The sequence below is a fragment of the Candidatus Epulonipiscium viviparus genome, assembly GCF_000171335.1.
Classification (GTDB): domain Bacteria; phylum Bacillota; class Clostridia; order Lachnospirales; family Cellulosilyticaceae; genus Epulonipiscioides; species Epulonipiscioides viviparus.
Window position 1 is genome coordinate 1 of sequence record NZ_ABEQ01000074.3, and the last position, 16,456, is coordinate 16,456.

A 16,456-nucleotide genomic window follows, 5' to 3' on the forward strand; every position below is an offset into this window, starting at 1 on the left:
TCGAAACTTGAGCTTGTGAAATCCCTATTTCATCTGCCACTTCCATCTGTGTTTTACCTGCAAAAAAGCGTAACGTTAAAATATGCTTTTCTCTATCGTTTAGTCTCTTCATAGCTTCTTTTAACGCAATATTTTCTAACCAAATATCATCTTGAGATTTTTCATCACTTACCTGGTCCATAATAAATAAAGCATCTCCATCATCATGATATACTGGTTCAAATAATGAGATTGGATCTTGAATAGCATCTAGTGCAAATACAATATTTTCTGTTGCAATTTCTAGAACCGCAGCAATCTCTTCGATTGTTGGTTCCTTTGAATTTTGTCGTAGTAATTTTTCTTTTACTTGTAAAGCTTTGTATGCAGTGTCTCGTAGTGAGCGGCTTACTCTAATTGCATTGTTATCTCTCAAATATCTTCTAATTTCACCAATAATCATTGGTACTGCATAAGTAGAAAACTTTACTCCTTGAGTAGTATCAAAATTATCAATCGCTTTAATAAGACCAATGCATCCTACCTGAAATAAATCATCTACATGTTCACCTCGATTATTAAACCGCTGTATTACACTAAGTACAAGTCTTAAATTACCACGAATATATTCTTCTCTAGCCATATTATCTCCAGCTCCAATCAACTCAAATAAATGTTCCTTTTGTTGATTGGTTAGGGTGGGTAATTTAGCGGTATTAACACCACAAATCTCGACTTTATTAATTGCCATGTAGAATCCTCCTCGTCGTTCCTTAAAAGTTGTCTTATTAGCCTTAGATATAGGATACCCACCTCATGGCAAATTATACATGTTTTAGCTCATTTTTTTCATTTCTTTTTTTAAGCGACCGATGATTTTCTTCTCAAGCCTTGATATATAAGACTGCGAGATACCTAGCATATCTGCTACTTCTTTTTGAGTTTTTTCTTTTCCTTCATTTTTAAAACCATATCTAAGCTCCACAATTTCTCGCTCACGTGTACTCAGTTGACCAAGAGCTGTATTTAGCAATGCTTTATCTACCTCGTCCTCTATGTTTCGATAGACAGAATCAAAGTCAGTGCCCAATATATCAGAAAGAAGCAACTCATTGCCATCCCAATCGGTATTGAGTGGTTCATCGATTGATACTTCTACTTTTAGTTTGTTAGTACGTCTTATATCCATTAAAATTTCGTTTTCAATACACCGAGATGCGTAGGTTGCAAGTTTAATTTTTTTATCCGGTTTAAACGTATTAATCGCTTTAATAAGACCAATAGATCCAATAGAAATTAGATCTTCCATCCCTTTGTTAGTATTTTCAAATTTTTTTGCGATATATACTACTAATCTTAAGTTTCGTTCTATCAAAATTTTTTTAATTTCATTAATTTTTTCATCATCATCAGGGTACTCTATCATTTGCATTAAAAGTTCGTTCTCCTCCTCTTTACTTAACGGAGCAGGCAGTACTTCACTCCCCCCGATATAATGAATTTGCCCTATTTGATTTTTCAATATTTTGAAATACGTATTTTGAGCAAGATTCACCACTTTGTTAAAAATACCCACATAAATCGCCTCCTAGTTTACTAAATCTGGATGTATAAGCACATTAATATCTTCTTTAAAAAGTTCTGATGACAGTCCAATAATTGCATTCCTATGTACATATATTTTACTTCCTCGTTTTACTGTTACATTACTAACCTTTACTCCTACAATTAACCCACTCTTGCAACCTACACTATTAAATGGTATAAGAGAAGCTTTATCCAACATTCTCAAAGATTCTTTTCCAGCATCAATTTCCTCAATAAAATCTAATAGTTCTATTGCTAAAAATTTCCTAACCTTATCCAGTTGCACAATCGCCACAGGTTCTTTTGAAAAAACTGTATAAAGAGTATTTCCAGTATCCACTATCCCTTTTAGATTAACTGTATTACCATATAATTCAAACGACATATAAGCTTCACCAACAATAAGCAAAAATTTTTTTCTTATGGCAATTAAAAAGTAATAAGTTAGAAAAGAAATGACTGCTCCACATAATATTGTTAAGATTAAAGATGCTTCATTACCCATTACAAAACTACACTGAAAGTAAACGCTAAGAGCAACTCCACCTATTATACAAGCACATAAAAAATTTATTAAATATGCCTTAAAAAAATTTTTTGTCCCATATAACAAAATTATAGGAATACAAGGGAGGAAAATATAATATAAATTAAAAGAAAGCCTTTCTAAATTTGGAAAGATTATTACTAAACAGGACAAAAGTGCCGCAATAGTACTAGCTAGCAATAATTTTTTAAAAGGCACCCTAATATAAAGCAAGCTTCCTGTGAAAAATATAAAAATATCCATAATAAAATTAATAAAAAATAATACATCAATGTAAATTACTTGCATAATTTCCCTCGTTATCCTTTTTAATTATTGTATACCATAATATTCGTATAATTTGTAAAATTAAGTAAATTAAAAAAAAAAAGATACGACAAAAATCGTATCCTCTTTTGCGCGCTCATTCTAAGCAACCTCCTCCAATAAACTCTCGCAACAATGAATTACAAGGAATTTCGTTTGTATCTATTCCTAAGAAATACTCCAAAAATTTTAATAATCGCTTTGCTTCATCAAAATAAGGCGAATTTCTATTGATACTGAATAATAGTGCTTCTGCTTTTTGTTTAAGCACAGCAAGTTCATATATCATAACACTATTAAACATAATATCCGCTTCTTCTTGAAATGGGAAAATGTTTCTTTCTTCACCACGTCTAACAGAAGGCCACATAGATAGGGTTACTTCAGGCTTAATCCCGCGATACGTATTATCTCTAATCATTCTGCGCATAAGTCGAGTATCTGTTGTAGGAATTCGATTATGGTTATCAATATTGAGTTGAGTTAGTGCACTTACATAAATCTTATACTTTTTATCTCTTTCAATGCTGGAGCTAATTTGTTCATTTAAAGCGTGTATTCCTTCAATAACCAAAACATCTTCACTCTTTAATTTAATAAAATCATCCTTGTATTCTCGTTTACCTAATTTAAAGTTAAATGTAGGAATTTCTACCTCTTTACCTTCCACCAATGCTTTTAGATGCTCATTAAATAATTCAGTGTCTAGAGCTTTAATATCATCAAAATCCAGATCACCATTTTCGTCGATTGGTGTAAATTCACGATTTACAAAATAATTATCCATAGAAATTAACACRGGAGTCATTCCATTAACCTTAAGTTGAACACAAAGTCGCTTAGAAAATGTAGTTTTACCAGAAGAAGATGGACCCGCTATTAATATAACTTTTTTAGTACCAAATGATAGAATATGATCAGCGATTTTGGCAATTTTCTTTTCGTGCAAAGCTTCTTGCATTCTAATTAACTCTTCGATTTCACCTGAAACGATTTTTTCATTTAGTTTGGCAACTGTATCCACTCCCAAAATTCTAACCCATTGTTTGGATTCTTTAAATACTTCAAATAATTGAGGTTCATACTTTTTTTCAGCCAATATTTCTGGATTTTTTTTATCTGGAAACAACAGCATAAACCCGTGTCCATATGCATATAAATCAAATAATTTAATGCATCCTGTACTTGGTAACATATATCCATAAAAGTAATCTTGAACATCTTCCAATTTATAGGTATTAATAGTAGAAGTTCTTCTATATTTAATAAGCTCGCTTTTATCAATCATACCTGTGTTTTCAAAAAAATCTATTGCTTTTCCTACAAGTACAACTTCTTTTTCAATAGGCAAATCCGCTTCGATTAATTCCAACATTTTTTCTTTGATTGCTCCGATATTTTTTGACACATTAAAATCTAAATTGACAAATTCTCCAAAATATCCTCCAGACATATGATGATTAATTATAACTTGTTCATTAAACAATAGTTTTGTAGCTACAATCATCAAAAAAGTACAAGTTCTTTCAAAAATTCTCATTCCATCTTTATCCGTTAAATATATCGGCGTCACATTCAATTCATCTATTTTATTTCCTAATTCAATAAGTCCTTTTGTTCCCTTAAAAGCACATACATTTTGCCCAGCATACTTTTCTTTTGCCAAATCAAAGTAAGTTTCCATACTCTTTTCCCCCTTTGCACAACGAACACTCTTTTTACACTGTTTTAAACACTTCAGCACAGATATTAGTACTGATAACTTCTATATCCAGTTTTGTTTTTAAGTAATCTACAAGATACGGGATTATGATTTTTTCGCTATTATAATGACCTACATCCAGTACAATTAATTCTTCTGCAATAGCTCCTTGAGCTTCATGAAACTTTAAATCTCCTGTAATATATACATCGCTGACACTAGCAGCTTGCTTGATAAATTCTGCTCCACTGCCAGAACATATCGATACAGCTTCTATTTTTTTGTCACTATATCCAATTACTCTAATAACAGGAGCATCAAAAAAATTTTTTACCTTTGTAATAAAATCTTTTAAAGTTATTGAATTAATTTTTCCCCATCTTAAAAAATTATCTCCATTTACTATTTCGACATTTAATCCTTTACAGATTATATCATTAATACCATCTTTTGTTTTATCTAAGTTTGTGTGCATAGCAATTAAACTAATATCGTTGATAATCAACTTACGAATTACTTTTCCAATTGATGTTGCATAATCTATTTTCTTTAACCCTGTAAATATATATGGGTGATGCGTAATTATACAATCCACACTTGCAGCAATGGCTTCATCTGCAATTTGCTCATTTAAATCAAGCGCACACATTATTTTTTTTACCGGTTTTGAATTTGTGCCAATTAATACACCAACATTATCCCATTCTTCAGCCAAATCCAGCGGCGCAAGTTCTTCTAATACCTGCATAATCTTTTCTATTGTATACATTTTAAAACCTCCAGCTCATTTTGCAGTTCATTATATCTAGTAGTATTGGGTTCTAACTGTTTTAATATATTTATTATTGCACTTTGTTTCTGACTTATAAATTCTCTAAAATCCATATTTAATGTTTTGATATTCAAAAAACCATATTCATATTCATATTCATTAGTATATGATTGAACTCCTCTTTCTGCTATTATTATAACATAGAATTTAGACATATCTTTTATAAAAATTTCATCAACAATTTTAAAATCAATGGAATGTAAAAATTTTCTTATGTTATTTTGTGCATTTTGTGGTGATAGTATAAGCCTATTTATAAATTTTATAGTATTAAAATCTCTAGATAATATTTCTTTTATAAGATGCCCACCCATTCCAGCTATTATAACAGTATCAATATTATCCTCCATTTTTATATTTGAAAGTCCATTACTCTGCCTAATTTCAATGTTCTTAGTATCACCAATATACTGTCTAGCTCGTTGTAATGGACCTAAATTTATATCACAAGCTAGCACAAAGCTTGCAATATCATTTTCTATTAAATATTTAGGAACCAATCCATGATCAGTCCCTATATCTGCTACTCGTGCACCTTTATTCACTGCATTTGCTATTTCTAATAATCTTTTTGTCATATATCTCACTTTCTTTATAAAAAAAAGAAGTTGCAAAACAACTTCTCTTATTCCAAATAATCTCGTAATTTTTTACTTCTACTAGGATGACGAAGCTTTCTAAGAGCTTTAGCCTCAATTTGTCTAATACGTTCACGAGTGACGTTAAATTCACGCCCAACTTCTTCTAACGTCCTAGCACGCCCATCATCTAGACCAAATCTTAATTTTAATACTTTTTGTTCTCTGTCAGTCAAAGTATCCAAAACTTCTATCAATTGTTCTTTTAAGAGAGTAAACGCTGCCGCTTCTGCAGGAGCTGGTGCATCTTCATCTGCAAGAAAATCTCCCAAATTAGTGTCTTCTTCTTCTCCAATAGGAGTTTCCAAAGCCACCGGTTCCTGGGAAATTTTCATAATCTCTCTCACTTTATTTACACTCAATTCCATTTCTCTTGCAATTTCTTCAGGTTGTGGATCACGCCCCAATTCTTGTAGTAATTGTCTTTGTATTCGCATTAATTTATTTATAGTTTCTACCATATGAACAGGAATTCGAATTGTTCTGGCTTGATCAGCAATAGCTCTTGTAATTGCTTGTCTAATCCACCAAGTTGCATAGGTACTAAATTTATAGCCTTTTGTATAATCAAACTTTTCAACAGCTTTAATTAATCCTAAATTCCCTTCTTGAATTAAATCTAAAAATAACATTCCCCGACCGACATATCTTTTTGCTATACTAACTACCAATCTGAGATTAGCTTCTGCAAGTCGCTTTCTAGCTTCTTCATCACCAGATTCCATACGTTTTGCAAGCTTAATTTCATCGTCAGCTGAAAGGAGTGGAACTTTGCCAATTTCTTTTAGATACATCCTAACTGGATCATCGATACTTACACCTTCAGGTAAAGTAAAATCAATAATATCTTCGTTTAGGTTTTCGTTCTCAATATTAGAAATCTCACCTATAATATCAATACTTTGAGCTTCTAAAAATTCATATACCTGTTCAATTTTTGTTGGCTCTAACTCTAAGTCTAAAAAGGCATCTGTTATATCTTTTTGCTCTAACACTCCATTTTTATCCTTAGCTAACACTAAAAGTTGGTCTAGTCTAATCTTAAATGTCATTTTTTGTTGCTGTTGCAGTTCATCTTTCAATATTCTCACATTCCTTTCATCGTCTACTATTTTAACCATTTTTTGGAACAATATTCAATTTCACTATGCTATTTCTTAGTTTCATTAAATGTTGTATTTTTTCTGGATTGGCACTAAGATTTTTCAGTTGTTCTATATAATACGCATTGTTAAGTATCTTAATTGCATCAGTAACTATCTTATATAAAACAAATTTTTCTTTATATATACCATCTTTACCAATTATAATAGAGGAGATAATTTTTTGGTCTTCTACATTAGGGTATTTTTTATTTAACAAAGCTGTATCAATTGATCTGTCATTAATTAAACTTATAGCTATATTTCGTTTTACCCCTTCTGTAAATAATTCTGGAAATACATATTCCGAAATGCTATCATATATAGTAGGAGTATGATATAGCACTGATAATAAATCGACTTCAATATCGCTTTTCTTAGAATGGTTTTCATAGACAATTTTATTTTCTTTAGTATTAACAATTCTCTTTTTTATTTCTATTTCTATTGCTGATTTATTTACATTAAATCTTGTTGATATTTCATCAATATATAGCTGCTGTTCAATAGAATTTTGTAAATTGGCAATAATAGATGAAATTTGCTCTAAAAACTTAATTTTTTCAGGCAAGTTATTTAAATCATACAACATTTGGATTTTTGTAATTTTATACCATATATCACTGTTAGCAACAGTTATGGCATTTTGTAATTTTTCATTTCCATACTTTTTTAAAAATTCATCAGGGTCTTTAGCTCCATTCAATTCTAAAATTTTTACACTAAACCCTTCATCTCTCAAAATTTTACTAGCTTTTAAAGTTGCTTTTTGTCCTGCATTATCACTATCATAAATGATTACTATATTATCAGTATATCTTTTTAGAAGCTTTGCTTGGCTTTCGGTAAATGCTGTTCCCAGTGATGCCACGGTATTAGTAAATCCTTCTCTATGCATAGCAATAACGTCCATATATCCCTCTACTAATATATAATATTCATGATTTTTCATTTTAGCCAAATTTAAACCATACAGATTATTACTTTTATGGAAAATTAAGTTTTCGGAAGAATTAAGATATTTAGGATTTTCATTTCCAAACACTCTTCCTCCAAATGCGATTACTTTTTTTGTGGGACTAAATATAGGAAACATTAGTCTATTTACAAATCTATCATAAATTAATCCACTATTATGATTTAAAACACAAAGTCCACTCTCTACTAAAAGTTCATTTGTGACACCCTCTGATCTTAGATACTTGTATAATGCATTGAAAGAATTCGGTGAAAAACCAAGACCAAATATCTTTATAGAGTCTTTATTAATCCCTCTATCTACAAGATATTGCCTCACATACTCTGGGGTATTTCTAGTTAAATTATAATAATAAAAACGTGCCGCTTTTTTATAAAGGTCAAAAATAACATCTTTTTTAAAAAAAGCCTCACGATTATTGTTTATTCTACTATTATCATATTCAAGAGGAATATTAGCTCTTATTGCAAGACTTTCTATAGCCTCTCCAAACGACAAATTTTCTTTCTCCATCATAAAGGTTATTACATTACCACCCACTCCGCAACCAAAACAATAATACATTTGCTTATCTTCACTTACTACAAATGACGGAGTTTTTTCGTTATGAAAAGGACATTTGCCTATATAAGAAGAGGCTCCTTTTTTCACTAAATTAGTGTACTCAGAAATTAGTGAGACAATATCAATATAAGTTCTAATTTTTTCAATAAAATCTTCCGCAAAATACATATGTTCCTTCCTATCTCAACAATATAATCATCATTGTCACATTTCCTCTTTTTTCTCTTATATAGTATTGACAACTAAAAAGAAAAATATAATAACAGTTTAATTTTTTTATATATTCAGCGGATTATACCCTTACTAAATCTTTTAGTTATAATATATCATATCCATATTTTGGATATGATATACATTTTATACAATCTAACTTATTCATTTAACAATATATGTTAATGATATAAAGTGTAGAATCGTGACTAGAGTTCAAATTATTATGTATACTAAAAATGATGTTCTTTTTATATATATTTATAATCTGCCTTTAATATTCATTTTTCACAAAAAAAAGAACAGTTATTAACTAAACACTTTAAGATCAAAAAAGGACACCAACTTGCATGTCCTTTTTAAATAATTTACTTAGATTGTGTTATCGCTGCTTGAGCCGCTGCTAGTCTAGCAATTGGAACTCTAAATGGTGAGCAAGATACATAATTTAAGCCCACTTTTTGACAGAATTCGATTGTAGATGGATCTCCACCATGTTCTCCACAAATGCCAAGCTTAATATCTGGTCTAGTTTTGCGTCCTTTTTCAACTGCTATTTCTATTAACTGACCCACTCCAGTTTGATCAAGTCTTGCAAATGGATCAGATTCATAAACTCCTCTTGCGTAGTAATCTTCTAGGAATTTACCAGCATCATCACGAGAAAATCCAAAAGTCATTTGTGTTAAGTCATTAGTTCCGAAAGAGAAGAAAGCAGCCTCTTCAGCAATTTGATCTGCCAATAAAGCAGCTCTTGGAATCTCAATCATTGTACCAACTAGATATTTAAGTTCAATACCAGATTTAGCAATTACATCGTCTGCTGCTGCTACAATAATATCCTTAACATATTCAAGTTCTTTTTTATCTCCAACAAGAGGAATCATAATTTCTGGAACAATATTATATCCCTTAGACTTCTTCACTTCGATTGCAGCCTCTATAATAGCTCTAGCTTGCATGTCTGCAATTTCTGGATAAGATACAGATAGTCGGCATCCACGGTGACCCATCATAGGGTTAAACTCGTGTAAACTATCAATAGTAGCTTGCAGGCTTTCATAAGTTTCGCCAATCTCTTTTGCAATTTCCTCGATATCAGCTTTATCTGTAGGCAAGAATTCATGTAGTGGCGGGTCTAGTAGTCTAACAGTTACAGGTCTTTCACCCATCGCTTCATATATTCCAATAAAGTCACCTTTTTGAAGAGGCAATAATTCTTTAAGAGCTGCTTTTCTTTCTTCAACTTCTTTAGCTACAATCATTTTTCGAACTTTTTTAATTCTGTCTTCTTCAAAGAACATATGCTCTGTACGGCAAAGTCCAATTCCTTCTGCACCAAACTCAACCGCTTTTGCTGCGTCAGCTGGAGTGTCCGCATTAGTTCTAACTTTCATAGTTCTATATTCATCAGCCCACTTCATAAACTTTTCAAAATCACCACTAATTTCTGCTTCAACAGTTTTTAATTGTTCTCCATAGATATTTCCAGTTGAACCATCAAGAGAAATATAGTCGCCTTCTTTATAAGTTTTTCCGTCTAAAGTGAAAGACTTATCGTGTTCATTAATTTTAATTTCTCCACAACCAGATACACAGCAAGTACCCATACCACGTGCAACAACAGCCGCATGGCTTGTCATTCCTCCGCGTACAGTCAATATACCTTTAGATGCATGCATTCCTTCAATATCTTCCGGAGAAGTTTCTAGTCTTGTCAATATAACAGCTTCACCTCTGGCAGCTGCAGCTTTAGCATCTTCTGCAGTGAAGTAAACTTTTCCTGTGGCAGCTCCTGGAGAGGCAGGTAAACCTTTTCCAATTGTCTTAGCTTGCTTAAGAGCCGTAACATCAAAAGTAGGATGAAGTAATTGATCTAATTGTTTAGGTTCAACACGAAGAACAGCTTCTTTTTCAGTAATCATACCTTCTTTAACTAGCTCAACTGCAATCTTAAGAGCAGACGCAGCCGTTCTTTTACCATTTCTAGTTTGTAAGAAGTAAAGTTTTGTATCCTCAACAGTAAACTCCATATCTTGCATATCTCTATAATGATCCTCAAGTTTGTTCGCAATCGCCATAAACTCTTTATATACTTCTGGCATATCTTGCTCTAGATGGCTAATAGGTTGAGGAGTTCTAACACCCGCAACAACGTCTTCTCCTTGTGCGTTAATTAGATATTCTCCATAAATCAACTTTTCTCCAGTCGAAGGATTTCTTGTAAAGGCAACACCAGTACCAGATGTTTCTCCCATATTACCAAATACCATCATCTGAACGTTTACAGCAGTACCCCAATCAGAAGGTATATCATTCATACGTCTATAAGCTATCGCACGAGAGTTCATCCACGATCTAAACACTGCTTGTACGGCTTCTAGTAACTGTGTCTCTGGATCTTGAGGGAAATCTTTACCAAGCTCTTTTTTATAAAATTCTTTAAACTTAACTACCATTTCTTTTAAGTCATCGGCATCAAGTTCTGTGTCTAATTTTACACCTTTCTTTTCTTTAAGTTCATCTATTATAACTTCGAATCTAGATTTAGGAAGCTCCATTACTACGTCTGAAAACATCTGTATGAATCTTCTATATGAGTCATACGCAAATCTAGGGTTGCCAGTTTTCTTTGCCAATCCTTCAACAGAAACATCTGTTAAACCTAAATTTAAAACTGTGTCCATCATACCAGGCATAGAAATTCTAGCTCCCGAACGAACTGATACAAGTAGAGGATTTTGTGTATCTCCAAATTTTTTGCCCGAAATTTCTTCTAACTGAGTTAGAGATGAYTTAATTTGATCAATTATGTCCTTTGATAAATTTTTATCATTGTTATAATATTCAGTACACGCTTCGGTTGTCACAATAAAGCCTTGTGGAATTGGCAAGCCTAGTTTAGTCATATCACATAGATTTGCACCCTTTCCTCCTAGAAGATTTTTATTCATATCCCCTTCTTTAAACATATAGACCCATTTATGTGCCATTTTATATTACCTCCAATAAAAATTATTTTGTCGTTTCATATTTTATACCAAAAAATATYATTTGTATAGGCTCTTAATTATCTATTTTTTTTGTAATATATTTCAATATTTCRTTTATATTTATACGTTCTTGCTTCATAGAATCTCTATCACGAATTGTAACCGAATTATCATCTTTAGAATCAAAATCATATGTGATGCAAAATGGAGTTCCAATTTCATCTTGCCTACGATATCTTTTGCCAATAGATCCAGCTTCATCATATTCAACATTAAAATGATCTGATAGCATATTATAAATATTTAGTGCTTGTTCAGAAAGTTTTTTTGACAAAGGAAGAATAGCCGCCTTTACAGGAGCCAGCGCAGGATGAAATTTAAAAATATTTCTGCTATCTCCATCTTCTAATGATTCTTCGCAATATGCTTCGCATAAAAATGCCAAAGTAACTCTATCTGCACCAAGAGACGGTTCTATACAATACGGAATATACTTTTCGTTTGTAGTCGGATCAAAATAATTCATGTCTTCACCAGAATGCTCCATATGCTGCTTTAAATCATAATCAGTACGACTGGCAATACCCCAAAGCTCACCCCATCCAAACGGAAATTTAAATTCGATATCGCTAGTCGCATTGCTGTAATGAGAAAGTTCTTCTTTAGCATGATCTCGCATACGAATGCTTTTTTCGTCTATTCCAAGATTTAATAACCAACTTTTACAGATATTTTTCCAGGTTACAAACCATTCTAATTCAGTACCCGGTTTACAGAAAAATTCAAGTTCCATTTGTTCAAACTCTCGAGTTCTAAAAATAAAATTTCCCGGAGTAATTTCATTTCTAAACGATTTGCCAATTTGACCAATACCAAACGGAATCTTTTTACGAGAAGTTCTCTGCACATTTTTAAAATTGACAAAAATTCCTTGAGCAGTTTCTGGGCGAAGATATACCGTATTTTTAGAGTCTTCAGTAACTCCTTGAAAAGTTTTAAACATCAAATTAAATTGCCTAATATCGGTAAAGTTATGCGCATGACAAGAAGGGCATTCTATATTATTTTCTTTAATATAATCTTGCATTTTCTCATTTGACCAGCCATCAACTATTTCTTCTACACCATTTTCTTTCATGTAATCTTCTATAATTTTGTCCGCTCTAAATCTTTCTTTGCAAGACTTACAATCCATAAGAGGATCAGAAAATCCTCCTAAATGCCCACTAGCTTTCCAAACAGCAGGATTCATTAATATTGCACAGTCTACTCCAACATTTAATGGATTTTTTTGAATAAAATTTTTCCACCAAGCTCTTTTTATATTATTTTTTAATTCAACACCTAATGGACCGTAGTCCCAAGTATTAGCGAGTCCTCCATATATTTCAGATCCAGAATATACAAATCCTCTTGATTTTGCTATTGCAACAATTTCTTGCATTGTTTTTTCCATCTTATACCTCCAAAAAAAAAGACTCTTTGCCATAGACAAAAAATCTTCTCGTCTGTTATAAATTTAGCAAACCTAAATTATTCTGTCAAGGATAATGAATAATTAATTCTATCATCACAGGATCAATTAGAGAATCTAACACAGGAGTTTGATTAAAATCACTTGCATTTTCTCTAAGATAGTCCGCTAAAATAGCATAATCAGATTCACTATTTATAATATAATGAAGAACTCCATCAATACTCATGTCAAAATAATTTAGTTCTTGTTCATCTAAAATTCGTCGTAATTTATCAACTACATCTTTATTCGGAGCATTTAATTCCACAATATAGCTAACAGGATTACCCAGATGCTCTTCCTCGCTCGGAATATTTCTCGCTGCAACTGGAGGGGTGCTATACATCATAGGAACAGGGCTTTGCTCTGCAGGTTGATTAAAGAATGTACTAATTCCTACTACACAAATTGCTAAAACACTAGCTGCTGATAAATAATATTTTGTATAATTATGTTTTTTAGGGGCTATTTTATTCATAAGTTCACTATGAAAATTATCTGGTAAAGGCACTTCATCCAGCATCGATAATTGTTCTTTTATCTCGAGCAACAACTGCAAATTACTTTGACAATCATCACAAGTTTTTAAATGTTCTTCTATTTCCAACCTTTGAGATGGTTCAAGTTCTTCATCTATATACAAAGACAATTGTTCCAAATCACATTTCATTATAACCCCTCCTTTCTATTATTATGACGCCAAAAGCTTCTAAAAGGTTCCTTGTCCTGTTTCAAAATATTTTTTAATGCATTCCTAGCTCTAAATAATCTTGATTTAACTGTACCTAACGAAATATTTTTCTCGGTTGCTATTTCTTCATAACTTAAGTTTTTTACATCTTTTAAGATTATAATCTCACTGTATTCTTTTTTCAATTCATCTAGCGCACTTTTTAATATTCTCAGTCTCTCTGCATCTTCAACTTGCTTTTCAATATTAATCTTTGTATCTTCAAGTTCCAAAGCCCATTCTTCGTTTTGATTAATAGAAACAACTTTCTTATTCTTACCCTTTCTTAGTATATCCAAACATTGATTTGTTGCAATTCTATATACCCAAGTGCTAAATTTAGATTTTTCTTCAAATTTACCCAGTTGTTTCCAAATTTTAATACATACTTCTTGTGCAGCATCAAACGAATCAGCTTCGTTTTTTAAAACTTTAAAACATATCCGATAAATTGTACTTTCATAATTTTTTATAAGTACCTCAAAAGCCCCAACATCACCACTTTGAGCTCGTTTAATTAAACTACTTTCGTCCATAAATTCCTCCACTCGTTAAATTCTCAAAAAGCCAATTTCATTTAGAAATCGGCCCCTAAAATATTTTTATTAAAATCTTTTATTGGAATAGGTTTTGAGAAATAATAACCCTGAACCATATCACATCTTGTTGACTTCAAGAAATCTAGTTGTTCTTTAGTTTCAACTCCTTCTGCTACCACAACTACGCCCAATTCTTTAACCATCTTCACAATATTTCTAATAACTATACGGCTTCTTTCATTGTCGGCATCAAAACTAAAAAAGCTTCTGTCTAATTTAATTATGTCCACATCAAAATCTTTTAAAAACCCTAATGAAGAATATCCATAGCCAAAATCGTCCATCGCTATTACAAGGTGGCTTGTTTTAAAATTTTCGAAAATTGTTTTTAATTCAGATTCATTATCTAGTATTGTACTTTCTGTTAACTCAATCTCGATATATTTTGTGTTTACATTATACTTATCTATAATTGCCTTAATTTCGCTAGTAAAATTAGGATTATTGATGTGCACTCTAGAGAAGTTTACTGAAATAGGAATAGGGGTTATACCATTATCGATCCACTGTCTAATTAAGATACAAACTTCTTCTAGCATATACTTATCTAATTTTGTAATAAATCCATTGCTTTCAAATAACGGAATAAATTCGTCTGGAAAAATCATCTTTCCATTATCTTCTATCCAACGCACTAAAGCCTCCGCTCCAACAGGTTGTTCGGTTATAGTGTCATACTTAGGCTGCAGAACAACTTTAAATTCTTTGTGCTCAAGAGCCACTTCCATCTTATTGGTTATTTCCGCTGCTTTTAACATAGTTTTTTTGAAATTCTCATCATAATCACAAAAATATATGTTCTTTTTCGATTTGGCTGTTTTGTGGGCAATATCAACCTTCGCAATAATCTTATCAATATCATTTTCATCTTCTTCTATTTTATATCTTCCATAAATAAGTTTTATATGATGGAAAGGTATAAACGAAACCGCCTCTTTAAATTTATTCTCATCTAAACTCAGCTCATTACTTAGATCTGAAAAAAATTCACTTGGTCCCAAGAGCAGAAATTCGTCTACTGCAATCTTGGCGTAAGTATAGTTCGGGATCTCATCAGTATGTACAACATCTGCTAATGCACGTAATACTTTATTTCCAGTATCATGCCCATATAATTCATTAATGGCTTTAAAATTGTTGATATCTAACTTTACTATACTAAAATCTTTGTCTGGATTATCCACGAGAAGTTGATTAGCCTCCATTTTAAATTTAACTAAATTAGGCAGACCTGTCAATTCATCATAATAAGCCAACATACGAATAGTATTAAATGTATTCCTTTGCGCAAAAGAAGTTATAAATACAAGAAGAACTAATACAATAACCATACCGAAAGTGAATAAATTTACTTGTTCCATTATATTTTGAGTATAATCATCAATAACCTGCTCTGGCAAGATGTATATTAGCGACCAACCATTAAAATTAATTGGACAAATTTCACCTATTCGAGTATCTTCATTAAAAGTATAAACTACATTCGTAGATTCACCTTTTTGCATCGCATCAAGCACTTTATCTGTTAAATCCTGATCTTTAAAAATTTCAAACATGTTAACTTTAGGCTGAGTAAGTTCATTTGTATGCTGCGCAATAATTGCTCCTGTCGCATCCAGTACAAATATAAAACTTTGACCATCAAAAGCAGACGTTAATAAACTTTCAAGATTAGAAATATTATATTCTCCTGCTACATAACCTTGAATTTTCCCATTTTTTTCTATTGGTATTGATAACATGATAACATCTTCATTCGAAAAACTTGATGTGATTATATTTGAAATGTAGTTTCCGTTTATCATTTCTGTAAAATACGGCTCATTTGAAATGTCTATTTTTTCATTATTAACTGTGATACCAATACCATCAACTCCAACAATATTTATGTGCTTAAAGGAAGATATTTCTTCTACAATATCTATATATTCTAACGTTGTCTCAATATCCATATTTGAAGAAGCACCCACTGTAGTTGCCAATAAATTTAGTAGTTCAGAATTTGAATTTATATCTTCATTTAAAATAAACTGCTGTTTTAACGAAATTTCTTTCAACGCTGTCATCGTCAGTGCTTGCAATTCATCATTTATCCGCACATTATAACTCATTGTACCCAAAACAATAAAAAT

General features: G+C 31.6%; 13 protein-coding genes. All 13 read right to left on the reverse strand.

Going from position 1 to position 16,456, the window contains the following annotated elements:
- Positions 1 to 730 (reverse strand): RNA polymerase sporulation sigma factor SigG (gene sigG, locus EPU_RS09880; RefSeq protein WP_010168950.1); only part of this gene is annotated, 730 nt, incomplete at its 3' end.
- Between the two features lie 84 nt (positions 731 to 814).
- Positions 815 to 1,555 carry an RNA polymerase sporulation sigma factor SigE gene (sigE, locus tag EPU_RS09885; RefSeq protein ID WP_010168952.1) on the reverse strand — a complete coding sequence of 247 codons (741 nt, stop codon included), beginning with the start codon at positions 1,553 to 1,555 and terminating at the stop codon, positions 815 to 817.
- A gap of 12 nt (positions 1,556 to 1,567) precedes the next feature.
- Positions 1,568 to 2,401, reverse strand: coding sequence for a sigma-E processing peptidase SpoIIGA (locus tag EPU_RS09890; RefSeq protein WP_010168953.1), 834 nt, complete (start codon positions 2,399 to 2,401; stop codon positions 1,568 to 1,570).
- 115 nt (positions 2,402 to 2,516) lie between these two features.
- The gene (locus EPU_RS09900; protein WP_010168956.1) at positions 2,517 to 4,103 is read right to left on the reverse strand and encodes a nucleoside kinase; all 1,587 of its coding nucleotides are present in this window, start codon (positions 4,101 to 4,103) and stop codon (positions 2,517 to 2,519) included.
- 34 nt (positions 4,104 to 4,137) lie between these two features.
- Positions 4,138 to 4,890 carry a Nif3-like dinuclear metal center hexameric protein gene (locus tag EPU_RS09905; RefSeq protein WP_010168958.1) on the reverse strand — a complete coding sequence of 251 codons (753 nt, stop codon included), beginning with the start codon at positions 4,888 to 4,890 and terminating at the stop codon, positions 4,138 to 4,140.
- Positions 4,878 to 5,531, reverse strand: a complete 654-nt coding sequence (locus EPU_RS09910) for a tRNA (adenine(22)-N(1))-methyltransferase (RefSeq protein ID WP_010168959.1) — start codon at positions 5,529 to 5,531, stop codon at positions 4,878 to 4,880. Before EPU_RS09910 ends, EPU_RS09905 begins: the two co-directional genes overlap by 13 nt.
- Positions 5,532 to 5,578: 47 nt before the next feature.
- Positions 5,579 to 6,673 carry an RNA polymerase sigma factor RpoD gene (gene rpoD, locus EPU_RS09915; RefSeq protein WP_010168961.1) on the reverse strand — a complete coding sequence of 365 codons (1,095 nt, stop codon included), beginning with the start codon at positions 6,671 to 6,673 and terminating at the stop codon, positions 5,579 to 5,581.
- 31 nt (positions 6,674 to 6,704) lie between these two features.
- Positions 6,705 to 8,444 carry a DNA primase gene (gene dnaG / locus EPU_RS09920; protein WP_010168963.1) on the reverse strand — a complete coding sequence of 580 codons (1,740 nt, stop codon included), beginning with the start codon at positions 8,442 to 8,444 and terminating at the stop codon, positions 6,705 to 6,707.
- 410 nt (positions 8,445 to 8,854) lie between these two features.
- Positions 8,855 to 11,479, reverse strand: a complete 2,625-nt coding sequence (gene ppdK / locus EPU_RS09925) for a pyruvate, phosphate dikinase (RefSeq protein ID WP_029488341.1) — start codon at positions 11,477 to 11,479, stop codon at positions 8,855 to 8,857.
- A 73-nt stretch (positions 11,480 to 11,552) separates the two neighbouring features.
- Complete coding sequence (locus EPU_RS09930; RefSeq protein ID WP_029488342.1) at positions 11,553 to 12,935, reverse strand: glycine--tRNA ligase; 1,383 nt, start codon at positions 12,933 to 12,935, stop codon at positions 11,553 to 11,555.
- Between the two features lie 85 nt (positions 12,936 to 13,020).
- Positions 13,021 to 13,665 carry an anti-sigma factor family protein gene (locus EPU_RS09935; protein WP_010168968.1) on the reverse strand — a complete coding sequence of 215 codons (645 nt, stop codon included), beginning with the start codon at positions 13,663 to 13,665 and terminating at the stop codon, positions 13,021 to 13,023.
- Positions 13,665 to 14,261: an RNA polymerase sigma factor gene (locus EPU_RS09940; protein WP_010168970.1), complete on the reverse strand. Its 597-nt coding sequence runs from the start codon at positions 14,259 to 14,261 to the stop codon at positions 13,665 to 13,667. The genes EPU_RS09935 and EPU_RS09940 overlap by 1 nt, the downstream gene beginning before the upstream one ends.
- 41 nt (positions 14,262 to 14,302) lie before the next feature.
- On the reverse strand, positions 14,303 to 16,456 hold a 2,154-nt coding region (locus tag EPU_RS12850), incomplete at its 5' end, for an EAL domain-containing protein (protein WP_156778425.1).

Excerpts from the sequence above, each read along its gene's own strand:
- EPU_RS09890 (WP_010168953.1), bottom strand. The coding sequence starts at position 2,401 with ATGCAAGTAATTTACATTGATGTATTATTTTTTATTAATTTTATTATG.
- EPU_RS09905 (WP_010168958.1), bottom strand. The coding sequence starts at position 4,890 with ATGTATACAATAGAAAAGATTATGCAGGTATTAGAAGAACTTGCGCCG.
- EPU_RS09910 (WP_010168959.1), bottom strand. The coding sequence starts at position 5,531 with ATGACAAAAAGATTATTAGAAATAGCAAATGCAGTGAATAAAGGTGCA.
- dnaG (WP_010168963.1), bottom strand. The coding sequence starts at position 8,444 with ATGTATTTTGCGGAAGATTTTATTGAAAAAATTAGAACTTATATTGAT.
- EPU_RS09935 (WP_010168968.1), bottom strand. The coding sequence starts at position 13,665 with ATGAAATGTGATTTGGAACAATTGTCTTTGTATATAGATGAAGAACTT.
- EPU_RS09940 (WP_010168970.1), bottom strand. The coding sequence starts at position 14,261 with ATGGACGAAAGTAGTTTAATTAAACGAGCTCAAAGTGGTGATGTTGGG.